The organism is Mesorhizobium montanum (assembly GCF_033977145.1).
GTDB lineage: Bacteria > Pseudomonadota > Alphaproteobacteria > Rhizobiales > Rhizobiaceae > Mesorhizobium > Mesorhizobium montanum.
The window spans coordinates 50,320-74,571 of the sequence record NZ_JAVIJF010000025.1 but is presented as its reverse complement, the minus strand read 5'-3'; the positions used below and the strand labels follow the sequence as shown (position 1 = coordinate 74,571).

At 65.0% G+C, this 24,252-nt stretch carries 19 protein-coding genes; 11 read left to right on the top strand and 8 right to left on the bottom strand.

The features are described from left to right. Positions 1–27: 27 nt before the first annotated feature. The 8 genes from RFM68_RS28135 (at position 28) to amaB (ending at position 12,757) form a co-directional block, all read left to right on the top strand. Positions 28–1,224, top strand: a complete 1,197-nt coding sequence (locus tag RFM68_RS28135) for an acyl-CoA dehydrogenase (protein ID WP_320236273.1) — start codon at positions 28–30, stop codon at positions 1,222–1,224. A gap of 113 nt (positions 1,225–1,337) precedes the next feature. Beyond that, on the top strand, positions 1,338–4,697 hold the full coding sequence (locus RFM68_RS28130; RefSeq protein ID WP_320236272.1) for a transglutaminase family protein: 3,360 nt from the start codon (positions 1,338–1,340) through the stop codon (positions 4,695–4,697). A gap of 6 nt (positions 4,698–4,703) precedes the next feature. Beyond that, positions 4,704–7,115 (top strand): circularly permuted type 2 ATP-grasp protein, encoded by a 2,412-nt coding sequence (locus RFM68_RS28125; RefSeq protein ID WP_320236271.1) that lies wholly within the window; start codon positions 4,704–4,706, stop codon positions 7,113–7,115. A gap of 124 nt (positions 7,116–7,239) precedes the next feature. Further along, positions 7,240–8,115 carry a transglutaminase family protein gene (locus tag RFM68_RS28120; protein ID WP_320236270.1) on the top strand — a complete coding sequence of 292 codons (876 nt, stop codon included), beginning with the start codon at positions 7,240–7,242 and terminating at the stop codon, positions 8,113–8,115. A gap of 92 nt (positions 8,116–8,207) precedes the next feature. After that, on the top strand, positions 8,208–9,299 hold the full coding sequence (locus tag RFM68_RS28115; protein WP_430694953.1) for a DNA topoisomerase IB: 1,092 nt from the start codon (positions 8,208–8,210) through the stop codon (positions 9,297–9,299). 112 nt (positions 9,300–9,411) lie between these two features. Beyond that, positions 9,412–9,786 (top strand): YciI family protein, encoded by a 375-nt coding sequence (locus tag RFM68_RS28110; protein ID WP_320236269.1) that lies wholly within the window; start codon positions 9,412–9,414, stop codon positions 9,784–9,786. Beyond that, the gene (locus tag RFM68_RS28105; RefSeq protein ID WP_320236268.1) at positions 9,783–11,057 is read left to right on the top strand and encodes an RNA polymerase sigma factor; all 1,275 of its coding nucleotides are present in this window, start codon (positions 9,783–9,785) and stop codon (positions 11,055–11,057) included. Before RFM68_RS28110 ends, RFM68_RS28105 begins: the two co-directional genes overlap by 4 nt. Before the next feature lie 185 nt (positions 11,058–11,242). Continuing rightward, on the top strand, positions 11,243–12,757 hold the full coding sequence (gene amaB / locus RFM68_RS28100; protein WP_320236267.1) for an L-piperidine-6-carboxylate dehydrogenase: 1,515 nt from the start codon (positions 11,243–11,245) through the stop codon (positions 12,755–12,757). Positions 12,758–12,834: 77 nt separating this feature from the next. Here the strand turns inward: amaB and RFM68_RS28095 are convergent, their stop codons facing one another. The 6 genes from RFM68_RS28095 to RFM68_RS28070 all read right to left on the bottom strand — a co-directional run bounded on the left by RFM68_RS28095 (position 12,835) and on the right by RFM68_RS28070 (position 18,908). Next, positions 12,835–13,911 carry an ABC transporter ATP-binding protein gene (locus RFM68_RS28095; protein ID WP_320236266.1) on the bottom strand — a complete coding sequence of 359 codons (1,077 nt, stop codon included), beginning with the start codon at positions 13,909–13,911 and terminating at the stop codon, positions 12,835–12,837. Further along, positions 13,898–14,836: a PfkB family carbohydrate kinase gene (locus RFM68_RS28090; protein ID WP_320236298.1), complete on the bottom strand. Its 939-nt coding sequence runs from the start codon at positions 14,834–14,836 to the stop codon at positions 13,898–13,900. The genes RFM68_RS28095 and RFM68_RS28090 overlap by 14 nt, the downstream gene beginning before the upstream one ends. Continuing rightward, on the bottom strand, positions 14,836–15,858 hold the full coding sequence (locus RFM68_RS28085) for an SIS domain-containing protein (RefSeq protein ID WP_320236297.1): 1,023 nt from the start codon (positions 15,856–15,858) through the stop codon (positions 14,836–14,838). The genes RFM68_RS28090 and RFM68_RS28085 overlap by 1 nt, the downstream gene beginning before the upstream one ends. After that, complete coding sequence (locus tag RFM68_RS28080) at positions 15,855–16,700, bottom strand: carbohydrate ABC transporter permease (RefSeq protein WP_320236265.1); 846 nt, start codon at positions 16,698–16,700, stop codon at positions 15,855–15,857. The genes RFM68_RS28085 and RFM68_RS28080 overlap by 4 nt, the downstream gene beginning before the upstream one ends. After that, positions 16,700–17,584 (bottom strand): carbohydrate ABC transporter permease, encoded by an 885-nt coding sequence (locus tag RFM68_RS28075; protein WP_320236264.1) that lies wholly within the window; start codon positions 17,582–17,584, stop codon positions 16,700–16,702. Before RFM68_RS28075 ends, RFM68_RS28080 begins: the two co-directional genes overlap by 1 nt. An 85-nt stretch (positions 17,585–17,669) precedes the next feature. After that, positions 17,670–18,908, bottom strand: coding sequence for an extracellular solute-binding protein (locus RFM68_RS28070; RefSeq protein ID WP_320236263.1), 1,239 nt, complete (start codon positions 18,906–18,908; stop codon positions 17,670–17,672). A gap of 224 nt (positions 18,909–19,132) precedes the next feature. Here RFM68_RS28070 and RFM68_RS28065 point away from each other — a divergent pair, with 224 nt between their 5' ends. Beyond that, on the top strand, positions 19,133–20,335 hold the full coding sequence (locus tag RFM68_RS28065) for an ROK family transcriptional regulator (RefSeq protein ID WP_320236262.1): 1,203 nt from the start codon (positions 19,133–19,135) through the stop codon (positions 20,333–20,335). Between the two features lie 16 nt (positions 20,336–20,351). Here the strand turns inward: RFM68_RS28065 and RFM68_RS28060 are convergent, their stop codons facing one another. Further along, a complete protein-coding gene (locus RFM68_RS28060; protein ID WP_320236261.1) occupies positions 20,352–21,218 on the bottom strand; it encodes a hypothetical protein in 867 nt (288 codons plus the stop codon). 118 nt (positions 21,219–21,336) lie between these two features. Next, positions 21,337–22,203 carry a hypothetical protein gene (locus tag RFM68_RS28055; protein ID WP_320236296.1) on the bottom strand — a complete coding sequence of 289 codons (867 nt, stop codon included), beginning with the start codon at positions 22,201–22,203 and terminating at the stop codon, positions 21,337–21,339. 260 nt (positions 22,204–22,463) lie between these two features. Here RFM68_RS28055 and RFM68_RS28050 point away from each other — a divergent pair, with 260 nt between their 5' ends. Further along, on the top strand, positions 22,464–23,297 hold the full coding sequence (locus tag RFM68_RS28050; protein WP_320236260.1) for a GNAT family N-acetyltransferase: 834 nt from the start codon (positions 22,464–22,466) through the stop codon (positions 23,295–23,297). Positions 23,298–23,426: 129 nt separating this feature from the next. Continuing rightward, a complete protein-coding gene (locus tag RFM68_RS28045) occupies positions 23,427–24,197 on the top strand; it encodes an SDR family NAD(P)-dependent oxidoreductase (RefSeq protein ID WP_320236259.1) in 771 nt (256 codons plus the stop codon). Positions 24,198–24,252 lie beyond the last annotated feature (55 nt).

The window sequence follows — 24,252 nt, the reverse complement described above, 5'->3', positions numbered from 1 at the left end:
TCAAGAATTTGCCGGGAGTCCAATGTCATGGCCGCCGAGAAGAACGCGTTCGTCTGGAACGATCCTTTCCTGATCGAGGACCAGCTTTCCGAGGATGAGCGCATGGTGCGCGACGGCGCGGCGGCTTTTGCTGCCGACAAGCTGGCACCGCGCATCGAGGAAGCCTATGCCGACGAGAAGACCGATCCGTCGATCTTCCGCGAGATGGGTGAGGCGGGCCTGCTCGGTATCACCATTCCGGAGGAATATGGCGGGCTCGGCGCCGGATACGTGACCTATGGCCTGGTGGCGCGCGAAGTCGAGCGCATCGATTCCGGCTATCGCTCGATGATGAGCGTGCAGTCGTCGCTGGTCATGTATCCGATACATGCCTACGGCTCGGAAGAGCAGCGCAAGAAATATCTGCCGAAGCTCGCCTCGGGCGAATGGATCGGCTGCTTCGGCCTCACCGAGCCGGATGCCGGCTCCGATCCGGGCGGCATGAAGACGCGCGCCGAGAAGACGGCGAACGGTTATAGGCTTTTCGGTTCCAAGATGTGGATTTCCAACGCGCCGATCGCCGACGTGTTCGTCGTCTGGGCAAAGTTGAAGGGCGAAAACGGCAAGGACGAGATCCGCGGCTTCGTGCTGGAAAAAGGCATGAAGGGGCTTTCGGCGCCGAAGATCGGCGGCAAGCTCTCACTGCGCGCCTCGATTACCGGCGAGGTGGTGATGGAAGGCGTGGAGGTCGGCGCAGAGGCGCTGCTGCCCAACGCCAAGGGCCTTGCCGGTCCGTTCGGCTGTCTTAACCGCGCGCGTTACGGCATCTCCTGGGGCGCGATGGGCGCGGCCGAGGATTGCTGGCATCGGGCCCGGCAATATGGCCTCGACCGCAAGCAGTTCGGCAAGCCGCTCGCCGGCACACAGCTGTTCCAGAAGAAGCTCGCCGACATGCAGACCGAGATCGCGCTCGGCCTGCAGGGCTCGTTGCGCGTCGGCCGGCTGATGGACGAAGGCAAGATGGCGCCGGAGATGATCTCGATCGTCAAGCGCAACAATTGCGGCAAGGCGCTCGACATCGCCCGCCAGGCCCGCGACATGCATGGCGGCAACGGCATCCAGATCGGCTACCACGTGATGCGCCACGCGCAGAATTTGGAGACGGTGAATACTTATGAGGGCACGCATGACGTGCATGCACTGATCCTGGGACGGGCGCAGACGGGTATCCAGGCGTTTTTCTGAACGATCTTGAGCCGGCTGCGATCCTTTAATTAGGTGCAGCGCAACATCCACTTGGAGAATGGCCGCCGGATGTGTCAGGGTCTGGCGGTAAAAAAGCCGAACTCCGGGGCACCATGGCAATTCTGGCAGCCGTCCATCATCTGACCCATTACAAATATGACCGGCCGGTGGTTCTCGGCCCCCAGGTGATCAGGCTGCAGCCGGCGCCGCATTCGCGCACCAAGGTGCTCAGCCATTCGCTGAAGGTCGAGCCGGCAAACCATTTCGTCAACCTGCAGCAGGACCCCTACGGCAACTTCCTCGCCCGCTTCGTTTTCCCGGAGCCGGTGAGCGAATTGAAAATCGAAGTCGATCTCGTCGCCGACATGACGGTCTACAATCCGTTCGACTTCTTCGTCGAGGAGAGCGCCGAGACCTTCCCGCTCGAATACCCGGAAGATATCCGGGACGACCTCGCAATCTATCGGACGCCCGAGCCGGCCGGGCCGCTTCTGTCGGCATTGCTGGAAACCGTCGACCGCAGCCCGAAGAATACCGTCGACTTTCTCGTCGACCTCAATGCGCGGCTGCAGCGCGAGATCGCTTACATCGTGCGCATGGAAACAGGCGTCTTCTCGCCGGAAGAGACGCTTGCCGCGGCCAAGGGCTCCTGCCGGGATTCCAGCTGGCTGCTTGTGCAGATCCTGAGAAACCTTGGCATCGCCGCGCGTTTCGTCTCCGGCTATCTGATCCAGCTGAAGCCCGACCTCGTGGCGCTCGACGGACCGCCCGGCACCGCCGTCGACTTCACCGACCTGCATGCCTGGTGCGAGGTCTATATTCCGGGCGCCGGCTGGATCGGCTTCGACCCGACCTCCGGCCTGCTCACCGGCGAGAGCCACGTGCCGCTGGCGGCAACGCCGCATTTCCGCAACGCCGCGCCGATCTCCGGCATGGCGAGCTTCGCCAATGTCGATTTCGGCTTCGACATGCGGGTCGACCGCATCGCCGAGCATCCGCGCATCACCAAGCCGTTCTCGGATGAAAGCTGGGAGGCGCTCGACGCGCTGGGCGAGAAAGTCGACGCGGCGCTGAGAGACGGCGACGTGCGCCTCACCATGGGTGGCGAGCCGACATTTGTGTCGATCGACGACTTCGAATCCGCCGAATGGAACACCGCCGCCGTCGGCCCGACCAAGCGCGACAAGGCGGACCAACTGATCCGCCGGCTGCGCGAGCGCTTCGCGCCTGGCGGTTTTCTCCATTACGGCCAGGGCAAGTGGTATCCGGGCGAAAGCCTGCCGCGTTGGACCTTCTCGCTCTATTGGCGCACCGATGGCGAGCCGGTGTGGAGCGACCCATCGCTGATCGCGCGGGAGAAGGGCGAGGCCGATGTCGGCCCGAAGCAGGCCGAAAGCCTGCTGACGACGATTGCCGGCGAGCTCGGCATCGACAAGGCAATGGTCAGCGAAGCCTATGAGGATCCGGCCGAATGGCTGCTCAAGGAAGGCAAGTTGCCGGAGAATGTCGACCCGTCCAACTCGAAGCTCGAGGACCCGGAAGAGCGCAGCCGCATGGCGCGGGTGTTCGAGCGCGGGCTGACCAAGCCGTCGGGCTATGTGCTGCCGGTGCAGCGCTGGAACAGCCAGGCCGCGGGGCAGCGCTGGCGCTCGGAAAAATGGAAGACGCGGCGCGGCCGCCTGTTCCTCGTACCGGGCGATTCACCGGTCGGCTATCGCCTGCCGCTCGGCACGCTGCCCTACGTGCCGCCGGCGCAATTTCCTTACATCGTGCCGGCCGATCCGTCTGTGCCGCGCGGGCCGTTGCCGGCGCGCGAGGCGATCCTGCCGCAAGCAGCTCCGGCAGGGCCTGAAGGCGCCGACGAAATGGCGCGTCGTCAGCAGGCGGCGTCCTTCACCGCCACCACCGGTCAGCAGGATCGCGTCGAGCAGGAAATCACCGAGATTGGCGGCGCGGTGCGTACCGCACTTTCGGTCGAGCCGCGCGACGGACGGCTCTGCGTGTTCATGCCGCCGGTCGAGGCGCTGGAAGATTATCTCGAACTGGTGGCAGCGGCCGAGAACGCCGCCAAGGCGATCGGCCTGCCGGTGCATATCGAGGGTTATGCTCCGCCGCACGATCCGCGCCTCAACGTCATCCGTGTTGCGCCGGATCCCGGCGTCATCGAGGTCAACATCCATCCGGCCGCCAACTGGCAGGAATGCGTTGCCACGACCACGGCCATTTACGAGGAAGCGCGCCAGTCACGGCTCGGCACCGATAAGTTCATGATCGATGGCCGCCATACCGGCACCGGCGGCGGCAACCATGTCGTGGTTGGCGGCGCAACGCCGAACGACAGTCCATTCCTGCGCCGGCCTGACCTCTTGAAGAGCCTGGTGCTGCAATGGCAGCGGCATCCCTCGCTATCCTATCTGTTTTCCGGCCTGTTCATCGGTCCGACCAGCCAGGCACCGCGCTTCGACGAGGCGCGGCACGATTCGCTCTACGAGCTCGAGATCGCGCTGGCGCAAGTGCCGCATCCGGACAAGGGCGCGGCACCCCTGCCCTGGCTGGTCGACCGGCTGTTCCGCAATCTGCTCACCGATGTGACCGGCAACACGCACCGCTCCGAGATCTGCATCGACAAATTGTTCTCGCCGGACGGTCCGACCGGCAGGCTCGGCCTTGTCGAGTTCCGCGGCTTCGAGATGCCGCCCAATGCGCGCATGAGCCTGGCGCAGCAATTGCTGGTTCGTGCGATTATAGCCCGCGCGTGGAAGAACCCGCTCGACGGCCGCTTCGTGCGCTGGGGCACCTCGCTGCACGACCGTTTCATGCTGCCGCATCATGTCTGGGCGGATTTCCTCGATGTGCTCGACGACCTCAAGCTCGACGGCTTCGACTTCCGCCCCGAATGGTTCGCCGCGCAGCTGGAATTCCGCTTTCCGTTCTGCGGCGAGGTGCGGCATGCCGGCGTCAAGCTGGAGCTGAGGCAGGCGCTTGAGCCCTGGCATGTGATGGGCGAGCAGGGCGCGATCGGTGGTACGGTCCGCTTCGTCGATTCTTCCGTCGAGCGGCTGCAGGTGCGGACCGAAGGCCTCAATCCGGAGCGTCACGCCATCGTCTGCAACGGCCGCGTCGTGCCGATGAAAGCGACGGACAATCGCGAGGTGGCCGTAGCGGGCGTGCGCTTCAAGGCCTGGCAGCCGGCCTCCGGCCTGCATCCGGCCCTGCCGGTCAACACGCCACTGGTCTTCGACATCTACGACCGCTGGTCAGGGCGCTCGGTCGGCGGCTGCGTCTATCATGTCGCGCATCCGGGCGGCCGAAGCTACGATACGTTCCCGGTCAACGGCAACGAGGCCGAGGCGCGAAGGCTCGCCCGCTTCGAGCCGCGCGGCCATACGCCGGGCAGCTATGTGCTGCACGACGAAGAAGCCTCTGAAGAGTTCCCCATGACCCTTGACCTCAGGCGGCCGGCGAGACTCTGATCGACAATGGCCAAGGGGAATCAGAAACGGGCAGGCGGCAGGCCGCGGGCGCAAAGCCTGCTGGAACGCTACCGGCCGATCGAAGGCGTCGTCGACGAGATGGTCGACACGTCGGGCAAACCGCGTCCGGCCTGGCGTTCCTTCATCGACGCGCTGGACGAGCTGGGGGCTGAGCGGCTTGGGCAGCGTTTTGTCCGCGCCGACCAGTATCTGCGCGATGCCGGCGTCTATTACCGCGTCTATGACAAGGCCGGCGCCAACGAACGCGAATGGCCACTCGCGCATGTCCCGCTGCTGATCGATGAGAAGGAATGGGCCGAGATAAGCGCCGGCCTCGTCCAGCGCGCCGACCTGTTCGAGGCGATCCTGGCCGACATTTATGGGCCGAACCGGCTGATCGGGAAGGGCATCGCGCCGGCCGGGCTGATTGCGGCGAGCCCTGAGTATCTGCGCCCCATCGCCGGTGTGCGGCCGGCCAGCGGGCATTTCCTCCACATGGTCGCCTTCGAGCTCGGCCGTGGGCCGGATGGCCGCTGGTGGGTGTTGGGCGACCGCACCCAGGCGCCGTCAGGTGCCGGCTTCGCGCTGGAGAACCGCGTCGCCACCACGCGCGCGCTGTCCGACATCTATGGCGAGATGCATGTGCACCGGCTTGCCGGTTTCTTCCGCCGTTTTCGCGACGCGCTGAACGGCATGGCAAGGGACTCCGGCGGCCGCGTCGCCATCCTGACGCCCGGACCGCTCAACGAGACCTATTACGAGCACGCCTACATCGCCCGCTATCTCGGCATCATGCTGCTCGAAGGCGAGGACCTCACTGTCTCCGGTGGCAGGCTGATGGTGCGCACGGTTTCCGGCCTGATGCCGATCGGCGTTTTGTGGCGACGGCTCGATGCCGCCTTTGCCGATCCGCTGGAGCTCAGGCCGGAATCGCAAATCGGCACGCCGGGGCTGGTCGAGGCGATCCGGCGCGGCACGGTGTCGGCGGTCAATGCGCTTGGCTCAGGCCTGATGGAGACGCGGGCGCTGCTGTCGTTCCTGCCCAGGATCGCACGGGAACTGCAGGCTGACGATCTCAAGCTGCCGAACATCGCCACCTGGTGGTGCGGGCAAGAGGCAGAGCGCGCTCATGTGCTGGCCAACATCGACCGCATGGTCGTCGGCCCGGCGCTGTCGACCCGGCTTGCCTTCGAGGACGACGGCGCGACCCGGCTCGGATCGTCCCTTTCGGCGGGCGAGCGTGCCGAGCTCGTCGCGCGCATCGAGGCGGACGGGGCCGGTTTCGTCGGCCAGGAAGCGGTGACGCTGTCGACCACGCCGGTGTTTGTCGAAGGCTTGCTGGAGCCACGGCCCGCCAGCCTGCGCGTCTATCTGGCGCGCACGCCCGAAGGCTGGACGGTGATGCCAGGCGGCTTCGCCCGCGTCGGCTTCTCGCTCGACCCGACCGCGATCGCCATGCAACGCGGCGGCCAGGCGGCGGATGTCTGGGTGGTCAGCGACCGGCCGGTCGAGCGCGAGACGCTGTTGCCGCAGGAGCATGACGGCTTCACCCGCACCATGCCGGGCAGCCTGCCCAGCCGCGCGGCGGAGAACCTGACCTGGCTCGGGCGTTATATCGAGCGCTCGGAAGACACGGTGCGCGTGCTGCGCGCCTATCACGTGCGGCTTGCCGAGACGTCCGATCCGGACATGCCGCTGCTTGCCGATATCAGGGACTATCTCGAACCGTTCGGCATCGAGCTCGAAACGGCGATACCGCTGGGGCTGATCGGCACTTTGGACAGCGCGGTCTACAGCGCCGGCCAGATTCGCGACCGTTTCTCGCCCGATGGCTGGCTGGCGCTCAAGGATCTGTCGAAGACCATCCACAAATTCGCGGAAACCGTGGCGCCGGGCGACGACGCGACGCGGGCGATGACGGTGATGCTGCGCAAGCTTGCCGGCTTCTCCGGCCTGCTGCACGAGAACATGTACCGCTTCACCGGTTGGCGCTTCCTGGAAATCGGCCGCAGGCTGGAACGCGGCATCCAGATTGCCCGCACACTTAGCCGGCTGACCAGGAACGAGGCGCCGGAAGGCGCGCTCGACATGATGCTGGAGATCGGCGATAGCGTCATGACCCATCGCAGGCAATATCCGGTGCAGGCCGGGCGGCGCACCGTCATAGACCTGCTCGCGCTCGACCCGCTCAATCCCCGCTCCATCCTATTCCAGCTCGAGCGGCTGAAGGCCGAGATCGGCATGCTGCCTTCGATCGGCGGCGAGGGCCACATGTCGCCCGCGGCCAAGGAAATCCTGCAGCTCAACACGGCACTAGCCGTCATGGAGCCGTCGGACATGAGCGCCAAGGTGCTCGACGACCTCGCCCGCCAGATCGGCGATCTCTACGACAGCCTCTCCAAAGCCTATTTCGGATAGAGCATCTCCAGCGAAAAGGGTCGCCTCAATGCTCTATCTCTTTGTTTTTACGCAATTCCGGGCGCAAGGCCATGGCGAAGCCGCCAAGCCTAACCGCTGCGCACTTTTGCTGGGATTGCTCTAGATGCTCTACGACATCAAGCTTCATCTGCATTACGACTATGCGGCTGCAGCCGGCGGCGGTCGACACCAGGTGCGGGTCATGCCGCAGACGATCGCCGGAGTGCAGCGCGTGATCGCCGCCTCGCTGTCTTTCCAGCCGAAGCCGGCCGAACGTGCCGATTTTTCCGACTTCTTTGGCAACAACGTCACCTCGATCGCCTTTCGCGACGCGCATGACACGCTCGACATCCGAATGAGCGCGCGCGTGTCGGTCTCGCGGCCCGATCCGGGTCTCGATGTCTCGCCCGATATAAGCGGACTGAAGTCGGAACTCGATCTGGTGCGCTCATTGTCGCCCGCCGCGCCGCATCATTTCCTCGCCGCCAGCGATCATGCCGCCATCGATGCGGCGATCACTGCCTATGCGCGGGAAAGCCTTGCCGGCTCGGCGGTGGCCACGGCGGTCGATCTCTGCAACCGCATCCATCGCGATTTCACCTATGACGGCAAGGCGACGACCGTTCAGACGCGGGCCAGCGACGCCTTTGCGCTGAAACGCGGCGTCTGCCAGGATTTCTCGCACATCATGATCGCCGGTCTGCGCGGGCTGGGCATTCCGGCCGGCTATGTCAGCGGTTTTCTGCGCACGATCCCGCCGAAGGGCAAGCCGAGGCTCGAAGGCGCAGATGCCATGCATGCCTGGGTCAAGGCCTGGTGCGGGCGCGATGCCGGCTGGCAGGAATTCGACCCAACCAACGGCATGCGGGCGAGCAACGACCATATCACCGTCGGTTACGGCCGCGACTATTCCGACGTGGCGCCGATCGTCGGCGTACTGAAAACCACCGGGGGCCAGGCCGGCGAGCAGGCGGTCGACGTTATCCCGGTCGCAGCCTGACGCGACAGCGCCGATGACGCGCACTGCCGGTTTGCATGCGGAACCAGTCAGCCTCGCGCGGCTTTATCTACGGATAATTTCGCGGAGCCGGCGTGTTGCAGCATTCACAATTGTCCTCGGTCCATTCAGCCCGGGACGAGGAAACCCGCGGGAACGGTGCGCTCAACTCCGCCGAGGGCGCGTCGCTCAGCTATGTGAGCGATGCCGATCCCGGCATCCGCAGATTGAGGAAAGGCACGGGTTTTTCCTATTCGGGACCGGATGGAAGGGCCCTCGACGAAACGACGCTTGCCCGCATCGAGGCGATCGTCATTCCGCCGGCCTGGACGGATGTGTGGATTTCGTCCGATCCGGACGGGCATATTCAGGCAACAGGCCGGGACCACCGCGGCCGTAAACAGTACCGTTATCACCCGCAATGGATCGAGGAACGCGACGGCGTCAAGTATTCCAGCCTGGTCGCCTTCGCGGAAAGCCTGCCCGCTCTCAGGCGGCAGATCGATGCCGATCTGCGCCGGCACGGGCTGCCTTTGGAGCGCGTCGTCGCCTCGGTGGTCTGGCTGCTCGACAACACCATGATCCGCATCGGCAATGCGGCCTATGCCCGGGACAACAAGAGCTTCGGGCTGACCACGCTGCGCGACCGCCATGTCGAGATTACCGGCTCCAGCCTGCGCTTCGCTTTCAAGGGCAAGTCGGGCAAGGAATGGAAGCTGAAGCTGGCCGATCGCCGCATCGCCAAGATCGTGCGCGGCGCACAGGATCTGCCGGGACAGAAACTGTTCCAATATCTCGATGAGGATGGCGATAGGCGGCCCGTGCGTTCGGAGGACGTCAACTGCTATATTCGCCAGGCTTCCGGCGCCGAATTCAGCTCCAAGCATTTCCGCACCTGGGGCGGCACCATCCATGCCGCGTCGCTGTTTGCGCAGGCCGAGCTGCCGGAAAGCAAAACGCAGCAAAAACAGGTGATGAACAGCATTGTCGACAAGGTCGCCGAGCGGCTGGGCAATACCCGTGCCGTCTGCCGCAAATGCTACATTCACCCGCTGGTATTCGAGGCGTGGACCGAAGGGCGCCTGATTGACGAAATGGCGGAGGCCAACAAGCGCAAACGGTTGATGTTCGGCCTCGACGAGGAGGAAACGCTGGTGCTCAGATGGCTGCAGGCGCACGGCGCCTGACCGTCAGGCGCGAAAGACCGCCAAGTCCGTGATCGCGCGCCGAATTTTTTTATCGACCTGGTGTCGGGAAGGGCCCTACTGTCGCGTCCTTCGATACGGAAAGGACCCCGCCATGCTCTACGCCATTCTTTGCTATGCCTCCGAGGACGTCGTCTGCTCCTGGAGCAAGGAACAGGACGACGAGGTTATGGCGAAGATCCTCGACGTGCAGGACAAATACGCCAAGGCCGGCCGGCTCGGACCGGTGGCGCGCCTGTTGCCGACGACTGCAGCGACCACGCTGAGAAAGGTCAAGGGCGAAGCGATCGTGCTCGATGGCCCGTTCGCCGAAACCAAGGAGCAATTCCTCGGCTTCTACACGCTCGAATGCCGCGATCTCGATGAAGCCGTCGCGTTCGCCCGCGAGCTTTCCGAGGTCAATCCGAGCGGCGGCTCCTATGAGATTCGGCCGGTTTCGGTCTTCAACCCTACAAAGGTCGCGGTATGACGGAGCTTGCCTGGATAAGCACCGCGATCGGCAATGCCCGTCCGCAGGCGATGGGCGCGCTGCTGCGCTACTTCCGCGACCTCGACGCCGCGGAAGAGGCTTTCCAGGACGCGTGCCTGAGGGCACTCAACAACTGGCCGAAGAACGGGCCGCCGCGCGATCCGGCCGCCTGGCTGATCTTCGTCGGCCGCAACAGCGGCATCGACGCCGTGCGCAAGCGCGCCAAACAGGCGCCGATGCCGGAAGAGGACCAGATCTCCGATCTGGAGGACGCCGAGAGCGATATCGCCGAGCGGCTCGACGGCGCGCATTACCGCGACGATATCCTGCGGCTTCTGTTCATCTGCTGCCATCCGGACCTGCCGGCAACGCAGCAGATCGCGGTGGCGCTGCGCATTGTCTCCGGCATCACCGTCAAGCAGATCGCGCGCGCCTTCCTGGTCGGAGAGAGCGCCATGGAGCAGCGCATTACCCGCGCCAAGGCGCGCATTGCCGATGCCGGCGTGCCGTTCGAAACGCCGGGCGCGGTCGAGCGCTCGGAGCGGCTCGCCGCTGTCGCCGCGATGGTCTATCTGATCTTCAACGAAGGCTACTCGACCAATGGCGGCGAGGCGCCGGCCCGGGCGCCGCTTTGCGAGGAAGCGATCCGCCTTGCCCGCCTGCTGCTCAGGCTCTTCCAGGCCGAGCCGGAGATCATGGGGCTTACCGCGCTGCTTCTGCTGCAGCATGCGCGGGCGCCGGCGCGTTTCGACGAGAATGGCGAGATTGTCCTGCTCGAGGATCAGGACCGCTCGCTGTGGAGCCGCAAGATGATCGACGAGGGCCTGGCGCTGGTCGACAAGGCGCTGCGCCATCGCAAGCCCGGTCCCTACCAGGTGCAGGCGGCGATCGCGGCGCTGCATGCGCGGGCGGTAACGGCCGAAGATACCGACTGGACCGAGATCGACCTGCTCTACGGCCTGCTGGAGCAGATGCAGCCGTCGCCGGTGGTGACGCTGAACCGTGCCGTCGCGGTCAGCAAGGTGCGCGGCGCGGAAGCGGCGCTTGCCATGATCGAGCCGCTGGAAGACCGGCTGTCTGGCTATTTCCACTTCTTCGGGCTGAGGGGCGGGCTGCTGATGCAGCTTGGCCGCAACGAGGAGGCGCGTGTTGCCTTCGACCGCGCCATCGCTTTGGCCAACACCGCCGCCGAGGCGGCGCATATCCGCATGCATATCGATCGGCTGATCAAGGAAAGCGCCGAGAAGTCTTCTTTCCAAAAAGCGCGCTGATCCGGCTTCGCCGTCTGGCCCAATTTCGCGACCCGGCCTTGGACCATGCCGGGGTGGCGGTTTTTCCCCGAAACGAGTAATGCCACGCCATGAAAGCGCCCGGCTGTGCCCCACGGCACGGACCACGACATGGCGCATGGCTTCCACTTCCGTCTTATGACGGGCGGGATCTGAAAGGGACAAAAATGACGCTAGCGAAGGAAACGGCCTCACTTCTCGAGAAACTCGGCGTTGCCAAGGATGCGCTCTCCGGCGGTAACCTCATCGTGCGCAGTCCGGTGACGGGCGAACAGATCGCGGCGCTGAAGTCTATTTCGGCCGCCGATGCGGGCAAGGCCATCGATGCCGCGTACGAGGCCTTCCAGGCCTGGCGGCTGGTGCCTGGACCGAAGCGCGGCGAGCTGGTTCGCCTGCTCGGCGAGGAACTGCGCGCGCATAAGGACGAGCTTGGCCGGCTGGTGTCGATCGAGGTCGGCAAGATCCCGTCCGAGGGTCTGGGTGAAGTCCAGGAAATGATCGACATCTGCGATTTTGCCGTCGGTCTCTCGCGGCAATTGTACGGCCTCACCATCGCCACCGAGCGTCCCGGACATCGCATGATGGAGACCTGGCATCCGCTCGGCGTCGTCGGCGTGATCTCGGCCTTCAACTTCCCGGTCGCTGTGTGGTCGTGGAATTCCGCGCTCGCCTTCGTCTGCGGTGACGCGGTGGTGTGGAAGCCGTCGGAGAAGACGCCGCTGACGGCGCTTGCTTGCGAGGCGATCTTCAAGCGCGCCGCAAAACGTTTCGGCGCCGACGCGCCGGACGGCCTGCTGCAGGTCTTGATCGGCGACCGCGTCGCCGGCGAGGTGCTGGTCGACCATCCGAAAGTGCCGCTGGTCTCGGCGACCGGATCGACCCGCATGGGCCGCGAGGTCGGTCCCAGGCTTGCCAAGCGCTTTGCCCGCGCCGTGCTGGAACTCGGCGGCAACAATGCAGGCATCGTATGCCCGACCGCCGATCTCGACATGGCGCTGCGCGCCATCGCCTTCGGCGCCATGGGCACCGCCGGCCAGCGCTGCACGACGCTTCGGCGCCTGTTCGTGCATGACAGCGTCTACGACGCGCTGCTGCCGCGATTGAAGAAGGCCTATCAGACCGTCTCGGTCGGCAATCCGCTGGAAGGCAAGGCGCTGGTCGGTCCGCTGATCGACAAGGGCGCCTTCGACAATATGCAGAAGGCGCTGAAGGAGGCTGAGGCGCATGGCGGCAAGGTGACTGGCGGCGCGCGCGTCGAGAATGGCCATCCGGACGCTTATTACGTGCATCCTGCCCTGGTTGAGATGCCGAAGCAGGTCGCGCCGGTGACGGAAGAAACCTTCGCGCCGATCCTCTATGTGATGAAATATTCCGACTTCGACGAGGCGCTCGATCTGCACAATGCGGTGGGCGCCGGCCTGTCGTCGTCGATCTTCACCCGCGACCTGCAGGAATCGGAGCGCTTCCTCGGCGTTGACGGTTCGGATTGCGGCATCGCCAACGTCAATATCGGCACCTCGGGCGCCGAGATCGGCGGCGCGTTCGGCGGCGAGAAGGAAACGGGCGGTGGCCGCGAGAGCGGCTCGGACGCCTGGAAAGCCTATATGCGCCGCGCCACCAACACGGTGAACTTCTCCAAGGCGCTGCCGCTGGCGCAAGGCGTGTCGTTCGACATCGATTGAATCGAAACGGCGCCGCAAAAAAGCGGCGCCGTTTTCCGATCGAGACTGTTCAGTCGACGCAGGTGGAGGGGCGCTTCTCAGAAAGCCTTGCCGGTTGCCGGATCGAACAAGCGAAGCGCGTCCGCGTCGAAGACAAACGCGCATGGCTGGCCTTTGGCGACGCGGGCTTGCGGCGGCAGCGTCGCCGTTAGTCTTTGCGCTCCGACCCGGGCAGTGGTGACCTGTTCGGGACCTGTCAGCTCGACGATGTCGATCTCGACCGGCAGCGACAAGTCGGTGCCGCTGCCCGGTCCAAGGCGGAGCGCTTCGGGCCTGATGCCAACGACAATTTTTGCCCCGTTGCGGGCTAGGCTTGAGTAGCGTTCCGGCAATGCCAGCCGCGCATCCGTGCCGGCGATGGCGAGCTTGCCGTTCTCGACGCTCGCTTCCAGCATGTTCATCGCCGGCGCGCCGACGAAGCCCGCGACATAGAGCGTCGCCGGATGGTCGTAGATCTCCTGCGGCGTGCCGAGCTGCTCGATGCGGCCGTCGCGCATGACGGCGATGCGGGTCGCCAACGTCATCGCCTCGATCTGGTCGTGGGTGACGTAGACGACCGTGGTGCGCAACATTTCGTGCAGGCGCTTCAATTCGGTGCGCATCTCGAGGCGCAGCTTGGCGTCGAGATTGGACAGCGGCTCGTCGAACAGGAAGACCTGCGGCTTGCGCACCAGCGCCCGACCGATTGCGACGCGCTGGCGCTGGCCGCCTGACAACTGGCCGGGCTTGCGGTCGAGCAGGTTCTCGATCTGCAGGAGCCTCGCCGCCTCACGCACAGCCTTGTCGCGCTCGGCTGCGGGAACCTTGCGCATCTCCAGGCCGAAGCCGATGTTGCGGCTGACGGTCAGGTTCGGATAGAGCGCGTAGGACTGGAAGACCATGGCGATGTCGCGGTTCTTCGGATGCACGCCCAGCACCGACCGGCCGCCGATCAGCACGTCGCCGCTGGTTGCCTCGGCGAGACCGGCGACGATGTTGAGCAGGGTCGACTTGCCGCAGCCGGAGGAGCCGAGCAGCACCAGGAACTCGCCGTTCTCGAGCGCGATGTCGATGCCTTTCAGCGTCTCGACGCTGCCGTAATTCTTGCGGACATCGCGGATTTCAAGCGCGCTCATGGTCGGCATCCTCGAATTGGATCGGCCCGCCATAGTCGCGGGGCAAGGTTGAGATCGCGCGCGAGGCCACCCGTATGGCGGCGGACAGGCATTTCTCCAGCGGCCGTCCTTGTGCCAGCGCGGCCAGGAAAGCGGCGTTGAAGACATCGCCGGCTCCGATCGTGTCGACGACGGTGACGCGGGGCGCCGTCGCTTCAATGAGCTCGCCGTCGGCGCCCATGGCGATGGCGCCGTCCGGCCCACGCTTGACGACGACCGTCGCTCCGCTCCTCATTCCGTCGCGGATCTTGCACGCCGCATCCGCCGGGCTTGCCAGGCCGGCCAGTGTCGTGGTCTCGACTTCGTTGAAGAGCGCCAGTTCGCAGCGCGACAGCCAGCCGCGCGCCGCCGCGCAGTTCGCTTGTGTCCAGCCGTCGATCGGCCAGCCTGTGTCAAGCGCGACGGCGATGCCATGCGCTTCGGCCCAGTCGAAGAAGGCGTCGTAATCGCGCGTCAGGTCCTCGGTGAGGAACGAGCCGCAGAGCAGCGCATAGCCGCCGGCAAGCCGATTGCCGTCCAGCACTGAAAGCACATCGCCCAGGCCGAGGCGGGGCAGGTGGCCGCGCGTGGTGAAGAAGGTGCGCTCGCCATCGGGATGGGTCATGCCGACCGACAATGTCGTGCCTTCGGGACGAACCGGCCAATTTTGCGCGCGGCGCCCGAAGGCTTCGCGCAGCCAGCGGCCGAACTGGTCGTCGCCGAGATTGGCGGCGATGTCGAAGTCGATGCCCAGCGCCTGCCAGGCGAGCGCCGTGTTGCCGGCCTGGCCACCGACGCGCAGGTCGTCGTGGTCGACGACGGTCTCCGTGCCCGCCTTCGGCCAGGGCGCGACCGGCCCGACGATCAGGTCGACATTGACGTTGCCGATCACCGCGAGCGGCCGCATCATTCGCTCCGCGTGATCTTGGTGGTGCGCACCGGCGTTCCAGCATTCTCGACGCGGGAATCGGCAACGGCGATCATCAGGCGTTGCGCCACCGGCAGCATGGCAAAGATAGCCGCCAGTCCGGATGCGGGCTTGAAGCTCAACGTGACGGCGCCCGCGACCGGCGACATGCCCGAGGCGTCGAAGACGACCAGCGGCGCGCCGGTCTCGACGACGGACGTGGCCATGGTTGTGACGAGGTCGGCGGTCGGGTCCTTGCCGCGGAAAAGCACGATGCCGATCTTCGGCCCAAGCATCTCCATCGGCCCGTGGCGAAGCTGGCCGCCCTCGAGCGAGTAGCAGGGCAGGCGCGACAGTTCGGTAAGGCCGAGCGCCAGCGCTTCGGCCACGCCTTGCAGGCTGCGGCCCGACGTCACCACGGTCGCCACATTGCCGAGCGCCGCAAGGGCGGCGTCGGTCGCAACGGTTTCGGGGGCCTTCAGCGCTGCAAGCGCAGCGGCGGGATCCTCGCCGAGCGCGGCCAGGATGGCGAGATGCAGGGCGAAGGTCACGGTCAGGCTGCGGGTCGCGGCAAAGGCAAGCTCGGTGCCGCCGGCGCCGACGAGGCATGGCACCGTGCGGCTGAGGAACGAGGCGGCCTCCAGCGTCAGGCCGAAGGTCTCGGCGCGGTGGCCGGTCCCGGCAAACCAGCGCAGCACCTCGGCGCTTTCGCCCGACTGCGAGGTGACGATCACCGTCTTGCCCGCGAGCGGCAGCGGCTGGCCGAGCTGCTCCGACAGCGGCAGCGCGATGGCATCGATGCCCTGCGCGCGATAGAGCGGCTCGACGGCGCGGGCCACGGCATGCGAGGCGCCCATGCCGAGCAGGACGAGCCGGCCATTGCGCCTGATCGAGGCAGCGACCTTGACGGCTACCTCCTGATTGCTCTGGAACGAGGCAAGCGCATCCTCATGCTGGCGCGCCATCTCGCGGTCGATCGCGACAAGCCCTGCCGGACGTTTCTTTTCTGCAGTCATCATTATCCTTTCACGCCGCCGCTGGTGAGGCCCGAGATCAGCGCGCGTTGCATGACGAGGCCGATCAGCACCGGAGGCAAAGCCGCGAGCACGCCGGCGGTGGCGATCAGTCCGTAGTCGGAGACGCGGCCGCCGGCGAGATCGGCAATGGCGACCGTCAGCGTCTTTGCTCGCTGATCCGAGGTGAAGAGCAAGGCATAGAAGAACTCGTCCCAGGCAAGCAGCACGGCAAACAGCGCCGATGTAGCCACCACGGGTGCCGCCAGGGGCAAGGTGATGATGCGCCAGGTCTGCAACAGTCCCGCCCCGTCGATCATCGCCGCCGCCTCGATCTCGCGCGGAATGGAATCGAATCCCGATTTCATCAGCCAGGTGGTGAAGGGCGCCAGAATCGTCAGGTAGATCAGCGCCAGGCCAAAGACGTTGTTGAGCAGGCCGAGATAGGACAGGCCCATATAGAGCGGCACGGAGAGCGCGACCGGCGGCAGCATGTAGGTGGCGATCACCATCGACAGCGACCAACCCACCGCAGGTGTGCGCGAGACGGCCCAGCCGGCCGGCACGGCAAGAACGACAGCGGCAAGCGTCGCCATGCCGGCGACCTCCAGGCTGTTGCGCAGCGAGGCGGTGAAGGCGGCGCCGGCGCTGTTCTCGGCCGTCGACAGAAGCTGCGCGTAACGGGAGAAGTCGGCCGCCTGCGGCCACCAGCGCAGCGGTTTGGCGGCGAGATCGGCCGCCGGCGATATGCTCATGACGAAGAGCCAGCCGAGCGGGGCCAGGATCATCGCGGCAAGCAGGATGGCGCAGACATAGACGAAAGCGGTGAAGACCGGGCTCTTGCGTTCCATCAGGCGGCGCTCCCGGCGGTCTTCCTCACCAACGCCGCATAGGCGACGGCGAGCACGGTGACGAGCAAGGTGACGATCAGCGCCAGCGAGGCGCCGGAGCCGGCGCGCTGGAAAGAGAAGGCTTCCTGATAGACGAGGATCGACAGCGAGCGCGTGCTGTTGGCCGGGCCGCCGCGCGTCATCACCCAGATGATGTCGAAGACCTTGAAGGCCTCTATGGTGCGCAGCACCAGCGCCACCATCAGCGGGCCGGCAAGATAGGGAAGGATGACGAAGCGGAAGCGGTTGAACGGTCCGGCGCCATCGACCAATGCCGCTGCGGTGATGTCGCGCGGCACCGCCTGCAAGGCAGCGAGCGCGATCAGCGCAACAAGAGGAAAATTCTTCCAGCAGTCGGCAACGATCAGCGCCGCCAGGGCCGTTCCCGGCTCGCCCAGCCAGGAGCGGTAGTCATCGATGAGATGGAGCTGCGTCAGCGCTGCGTTCAGCGCGCCATATTCGGGATTGTAGATCAGCCGCCAGAGCGTGGCGTTGACGACGGTGGGCAGCGCCCAGGGTAGGATCATCAGCCCGCGCAGCACGGCGCGGCCACGGAATTCCTGGTTGAGCAGAAGTGCCGCCAGCACGCCGATCACCATCTCGGCGGCGACCGAGACGACCGCGAACCAGGTGGTGGTCGTGAGCGTGCGGCTGAAGTTCGAGCTCGTCAGCATGTTGGTGTAGTTATCGAAGCCGACGTAATTGCCCGCCGTGCCGACCAGCTGGGCGTCGGTGAAGGAAAGCCTGACGGTATCGACCAATGGCCAGCCGATAACGGCGACCATGATCACCAGGAGCGGCAGCATCAAAAGCCACGCGCGAGTCGTCATCCAGGTGCCTGACATGCGAGGCGCCTCTCTTCCTTCATCCGGTCGGAAATAGCACGGGCGGCACTCGTGTATGAGGCCGCCCGCGTCGAGGAACGTCAGATCAGAGGCCGCTGTTCTGCGCGGCCGTCTTCAGCGCGTCTTCAGGCGTCGTCTGGCCGAGCAACGATTCCTGAATGGCCTGTTGCAGGGCGGTTGACAGCTGCTGGTACTTCGGCGTGGTCGGGCGCGGATACATCGCGGCGAGACCCAGCTTGGCGGTGGCGATCAATTCTTCCTGTCCCTTGGTCACGGCCGGGTCGTCATAGGACGAAGCCCAGATCGGCAGCGAGAGCTTGGCATATTGGTTCTGCGTCGCCTGCGAGGTCATGAACTCGATGTATTTCCACGCCTCGTCCGGATGCTTTGAGACAGCGGTGACGCCAAGGCCCATCGAGCCGTTGACGGCCGAGACCTCACTGGTGCCGGCAACGCCTGGCGCCGGCACGACGCCGACCTTGCCTGCGACTTTCGAGTCCTTCGGATCGTTGGCCATGTTGTACATGTAGGTCCAGTTCAGCGCGAAAGCGGCATCGCCGTTCTCGAACACCTTTCGGACGTCCTCTTCCAGGAATTCCTTGGAGTTCGGATTGGTGAGGCCGGACTTGTAGCTGTCGACCATGTATTTCAGCGCCGATGCGCCGCCGCCGTTCTGGAAGTCCGGCTTGCCATCCTTGAGGAAGTCGCCGCCATAGGCGCTGACCAGCGTGGTGTAATCACAGATCACAGCCTCGGCCTGTGCCCAGCTCCAGGCGATCGGCGTCTTCAGCAGCCCCTTGTCCTGAATGATCTTGGCCTGCTCGCCAAGCTCTTCCCAGGTCTTCGGCGGCGCCTTGATGCCGGCCTTTTCCAGGATTTCCTTGTTGTAGAACAGGTATTTTGTGTCGAGGATCCACGGCATGCCGTAGTACTTGCCGTCATACTGGACGGTGGTCCAGGCGCCGGGCAGCACGCCCTTCTTCATGTCATCGGTGATCTTCGACGAGACGTCGACCAGCACCTTATTGGTGGCATATTCGGCCGGCCAGATGACGTCGAACAGCACGACGTCGTAGCCACCGCCCGAGCCTTGAGCGAGCACGGTCTTGTCGTGCAGGCCTTCATAGGGGACGAATTCGAGATTGACCTTGATGTCCGGATTGGCCTTGGTGAAGGCCTCGGTCATGGAGCGCACGTCGGCCTCGCTATAGGCGGCCTGGGCCATGAAGAGCGCGTTCAAGGTGGTTTCAGCGAAGGCGTGCGGGACGAACAGCCCGCCAACGAAGACCGCGCCCAGAAGTGTCTTACCGATCGATTTCAGCATTTGTCTTTCTCCCATTTTTCGACAGCTGCGAGTGGGCGGCAAAGGCTGCGCCGCTTCCTCGAATTCGCATCGCGTGTGACCGGATCTGTCCCGAACGGCGTGCGGCGAGAGCTCGAGGCTTTTGCCGTCTTTTTGTAGAGCCGCCCGGGCTTCCCCTATTAAGTCAATTCGCTTGACTTAATTAGTCGATCAATCCCTTAATGGAGTCAAGAGGGGAAACGACAGTGCACGACATCAGCCCGATCCGCGCCAAAAGCGGCACCAACCAGGAAGGCACGAGCGCTCACAACCGCCGCATCATGATCGAAGCGCTGCGGCTCAACGGCGCGCTTTCGCGCGCCGACCTGGCGCGGGCAACGCAGCTTACCAAGCAGGCGGTTTCCAACATCATCGAGGATCTCGAGCAGGACGGCTTGGTCGTGGCGCTGGATGCGGTGCGCAAGGGCAGGGGGCAGCCTTCCACACCCTACCGGCTGGTGCCCGATGGCGCCTTTGCCATCGGGCTGCAGATCGACCGCCATTTGACACGCGTTGTCGTGGTCGACCTCGTCGGCAACGTCATGGCCCGCGCCGAGGCGGGGCTGCCATTCGACGAGCCCTCATCAGGCGTCGAGATCATCCTTGGCCTGATCGACCGCGTCAGAGGCGAACTCGCTTCTTTGTTTGCCCAGTCCGAGCGGCGGCTGGTTGGACTGGGTGTCGCCATGCCGGGGCCGTTCGGGCTGAAGAGCCCCGACAACAAATGGATGATGCCGGCCTGGCAGCAATTTCCGCTGGTGGAGGCCCTTGCGGCCGGTACCGGGCTCAATGTCGGCCTGCAGAACGATGCGGCGGCCTGTGCAACGGCGGAGCGGATCGTCGGCGCCGCGCACGGCGTCGATCACGCCGTCTGCCTTTATGTCGGTTACGGCATAGCCGCCGGGCTGATCCTCAACGGCGAACTCTATAGCGGCGGCAACGGCAATGCGGGCGAGGTCGGCATGGCGCTGCTTTCGCCGGCCGGTCCCGGCTCGACGCCATTGGAGCATCGCGCCTCGCTCGCCTCGCTCTACCAGCATCTCGGTCTCGACCCCACCGAGAGGAGGCTTTGCGAGAAACTCGGCACGCTGGCGCTTGCGCAAGACCCGAGGGTCATGAGCTGGGTCGAAAGAGCAGCGTCCGACCTGCGCTGGTGCGTTCATCTGATCGAAACGATCTTCGATCCGCAGACCGTCATCCTCACCAGCAGCGCACCGGAGGCGCTGGCCCGGCTTCTGCTTCAGGCCATGCATCCGCTGCTGCCGTCGATTGCGGATCGTCCCGTCCGGCGCCTGCCACGGTTGCAACTCGGCACCACGGATCCCTGGGCGATCGCCGTGGGCGCTGCGGCCGAGCCGATCAGCCGGGCTTTCGATCCACGTTTTTCGGCCATCCTGAAAGCCGGATAGAGAAGCGAGAAGACGCTCAGTCGGTCGCGTGCTTCACGCTGGCGGCGAAGGCGGCGTCGATGATGGCGAGCTTGACCGCCTGCGCGGTGACATATTCGCCGTAGAACTCGTTCGAGATCCACATGACGGAATGGCCGCGCCGCCCGAGCCAGCCGACGCTGCCGAGCGCCTCGGCGTCGCGCAGCTTGCGCGAGAGATGGGTGCGCGACAGCTTCAGCCACCTTGCGAAGTCGCCGATCGAAAGGACGCCGGTCGGGATGCGCTCCTGGCCGGCATTTTCGGGGTCGACGCCGGCGATCAGCCAGTCCATGACGACGCCGCCATTGTTGAGCCAGGTGAACAGCGAAAAAGTCTGTTGCGGCTCGCGCACCGGTCCGGAGGAAATCAGGCCGTCCGCGATCAGCGGCTGCAACTTGGCCAGCATTTGCGGCCTTGCCTGAAATGTTTCCAGCCGCTTGGCGCCGTCAAGAGCATCAAGCGTGCTCAGATGGATATGAATCCAGCCGATCAACGGCTCCAAGGTCATCACGGCGGGCAGTTGCAGGGGCCGAATGCGGCCGTCGTCGCCCGCCGGCCCAACCTCGATGAAATTATAGTGCTGCATTTCCTTGATGAAGGCATGAGCCGTGTTTCGGCTTGCCACCGCATGCTGAACGGTGACGTCGACAAAACGCGCCGCCGTCAGTTCCTTTCGGTAGTCGCCGGGATCCCTGCGGAAATGCAGGGCAAGACCGATATGGGCCATCAACCAGCGCTGCTGGGTGGCGAAGACCGCGGACGCCCGCGGGTTTCCTTCATAGGCCTGCTGCATCGCCCGCGCCTGTGCCTGGATACAAGCGCGCAGCGCGGGGTGGGCCGCAATCTCTTCGAAGTTCAGCGCCATCCCCCCAGACTCGGCCAAATATCGCAATATCGCGATGCGAATAGCAGTTTTGGCAGGCGCCCGCCAGTGCAACCGTAGGTTTTTGCCGACAGGGCCTGAGACGCGGCCTGCTGTGGGCTCAGCTCGCGGCTTTGTTGTAAAAACAAGCTTCGAAAGCTGCGTCGACGACCGCGAGCTTGGACGCCTGGACGGCCATGTATTCGTCGAAGAATTGCCGCGAGACCCACATCACGGAATGGCCGCGCTGGCCGACCCAGCCGATGCTGCCAAGCGCTTCGGCATCATGGAGTTTCCGCGCCAGATGGGTGCGCGAGAGCTTCAGCCAATGCGCGAATTCACTGACCGAAATGACGCTGGTCGGTATCCTGTCGAGATGGGCGTCCTCAGGATCGATACCGGACATCAGCCAGTCCATGACGATGCCGCCGTTATTTAGCCAGATAAATAACGAAAAAGTCTGTCCGGGTTCCCGCACGCGGTCGCTGGTCAGCAATCCGTCGGCGATCAACGGCTGCAGGGTGGGCAGCATCTCGGGTCGCTCGAGGAAGTTTTCCAGCCGGTTTCCGCCATCTATAAGGTCGAGCGTTCTCAGATGCGCATAAATCCAGCCGGTGAAAGTCTCGATGGTATCCTCCGTGACTCGCAAGGGGTGGGCACGGCCATCACCGCTGGCCGAAATATATTCGGCAATGTTGTAGTGCAGCATCTCCTTGACGAAAGCCTCGGCGGTGTTGCGGCTGGCCACGGAGTTGTGGCGCACGACCTCGATGAAACGCGCTATCGTCATTTCGGTGCGGCGGTCGTTGGGATCGCGCCGGAAATGCAGAGCCAGGCCGACATGACCGAGCAGCCAGCGCTGCTGGGTGGCAAATACGGCGGCAAGCCGCGGGCTTGTTTCATAAATATGGATGAGCGCCCGAGCCTGCTCCTGGACTCCGCGAAGCGCTGCCGGATGACGGGCGATCTCTGCGGCACTCAGCGGCATTCCTGCGGTACTCCATGCGATTCCAAGCAACGACAAATGAAGATTCCCAGTCTTCGCCGGTTGTGTCCAGTTGCCCTTTGGAACAACGATGAGAGAGTTGCCGCTGGCGATGCGCATACCGCCGATGCGACCACCGCGACTGCGCGGGTCAACAATCTGCCGGTGATGGCAAGGTAACCTGGCTTTGCAGCCCACCGATGGCGGCCTATCCTGCCGGCGGATGCCTGACCATGGCGCGGTCGCCGCCGCAGAGTGAAACGATGCCGAGAACAATCCGGAGCCTGACCGCCAGCGAAGTGGAAATGCTCGTCGACTGGGCGACGGGGGAGGGCTGGAATCCAGGTATCGGCGATGCCGCCGCGCTGCGGACGGCTGATCCGGAGGGGTTCATCGGCGCCTTCGTCGGCGGCGAGATGGTGGCCGGAATTTCGGCCGTCGCATACGGCTCGGGCTTCGGCTTCATCGGCCTCTACATTTGCCGGCCCGACCGGCGTGGCGAAGGCCACGGCAAGGCGGTCTGGGACGCCGGCATGGCGCGCCTCGCCAACCGCGTCATCGGTCTCGATGGTGTGGCCGAGCAGCGGGCCAACTACCAGCGCATGGGCTTCGTGCCTGCCTATGAGACCGTGCGCCACAGCGGTCGCCCCGCCGGATTGCCTGACGGCGGCGACATACGGCCCGTGACGGCCGCCGACATAGCGGAGATATTTGCCTACGATCGGCAGTGCTTCCCCGCACCGCGGGAAGCCTTCCTTCGGGAGTGGCTGCGACAGCCAAGGATCGCGCTGCTCTTAGCCGGACCGGCCGGGATTGCCGGCTATGGCGTGGCGCGTCGATGCCATGAAGGTTTCAAGGTCGGGCCGCTGTTCGCCGACGGGACGGAGCTGGCCCTGGCACTGGTGGCGGAGTTCTCGGGCAGGATCGGCGATGAGGCATTGCATATCGACGTGCCAGCCAGCCAGGGTGCATTCACCGCCATGCTTCAGGCCGCCGGCATGGTTGCGGGCTTCACGACGACACGCATGTACAAGGGCGGCAAGCCCGATAACGCCTCGTCGACGGTCTTCGGCATCACGACGCTTGAATTGGGGTGATCGCGCGCGGCACGGCCGACGCTGCCGAGACCATTGTTTTGTCGGACTGGTCCATGCGACATCACCCAATCACATGGTTTAGGCACATGGTTTGCCGCGTCCGGCGCTGCGTTTCGCGGAGGTTATCGAATGGCTGGCAGGACGGTCCTGATCGCCGGCGCCGCCGGGGGCATGGGTCTTGCGACCGGGCTGCGCTTCGCGGCTGACGGCGAGCGGATCGCGCTTGCCGATCTTCCCGGCCCCAGGCTCGACGCCGCCGTGGCCAAGATTGCCGTGACGGGGGCGGATGCGATCGGTTTGCCGCTCGATATCCGCTCCGTCGCTGCCTGCCGCGACGTGGTGGGCAACGCCAGGGACTGGGGCGGCGCCATGGACATTCTCGTCAACGCCGCCGGGGTCTGGCTCGAGGGACCGGCGCGCGAGGTCGAGGAAGACCAGTGGGACCTGGTGCTGGACGTCAATCTCAAGGGAGCATTCTTCCTGATCTCGGCGGCCGTTTCCCATCTGTCGGCGGCGCAAGGCGTGATCGTCAACATCGCGTCCGACGCCGGCATCGTCGGCAACAACGGGGCGGCCGTCTATTGCGCCTCGAAGGGCGGACTGGTGCTGCTGACCAAGGCTCTCGCCCTGGAACTCGCCCCGCAAGGCATCAGGGTCAACGCCGTTTGTCCCGGCGACACGGCAACGCCGATGATCGGATATCAGGCCAGGACCTATGGCGGAGACGACCCCGACGGCTACAAGCGCCGGCTGCTGGGGCACTACCCGCAAGGGGACAAAGCAAGGTCCATCCAGGCGGAAGAGATTGCGTCCTTCATCCACTATCTTTGCCAGCCGGGCGCGGCGCCGATCACCGGAGCCGCGCTTTCGATCGATTTCGGCGTCAGCGCCGGCTATTGAGCCGGGGATCGGTTTCATCGCTGGTAAATTTCCCGCGTCGATATGTCGGCGCTTG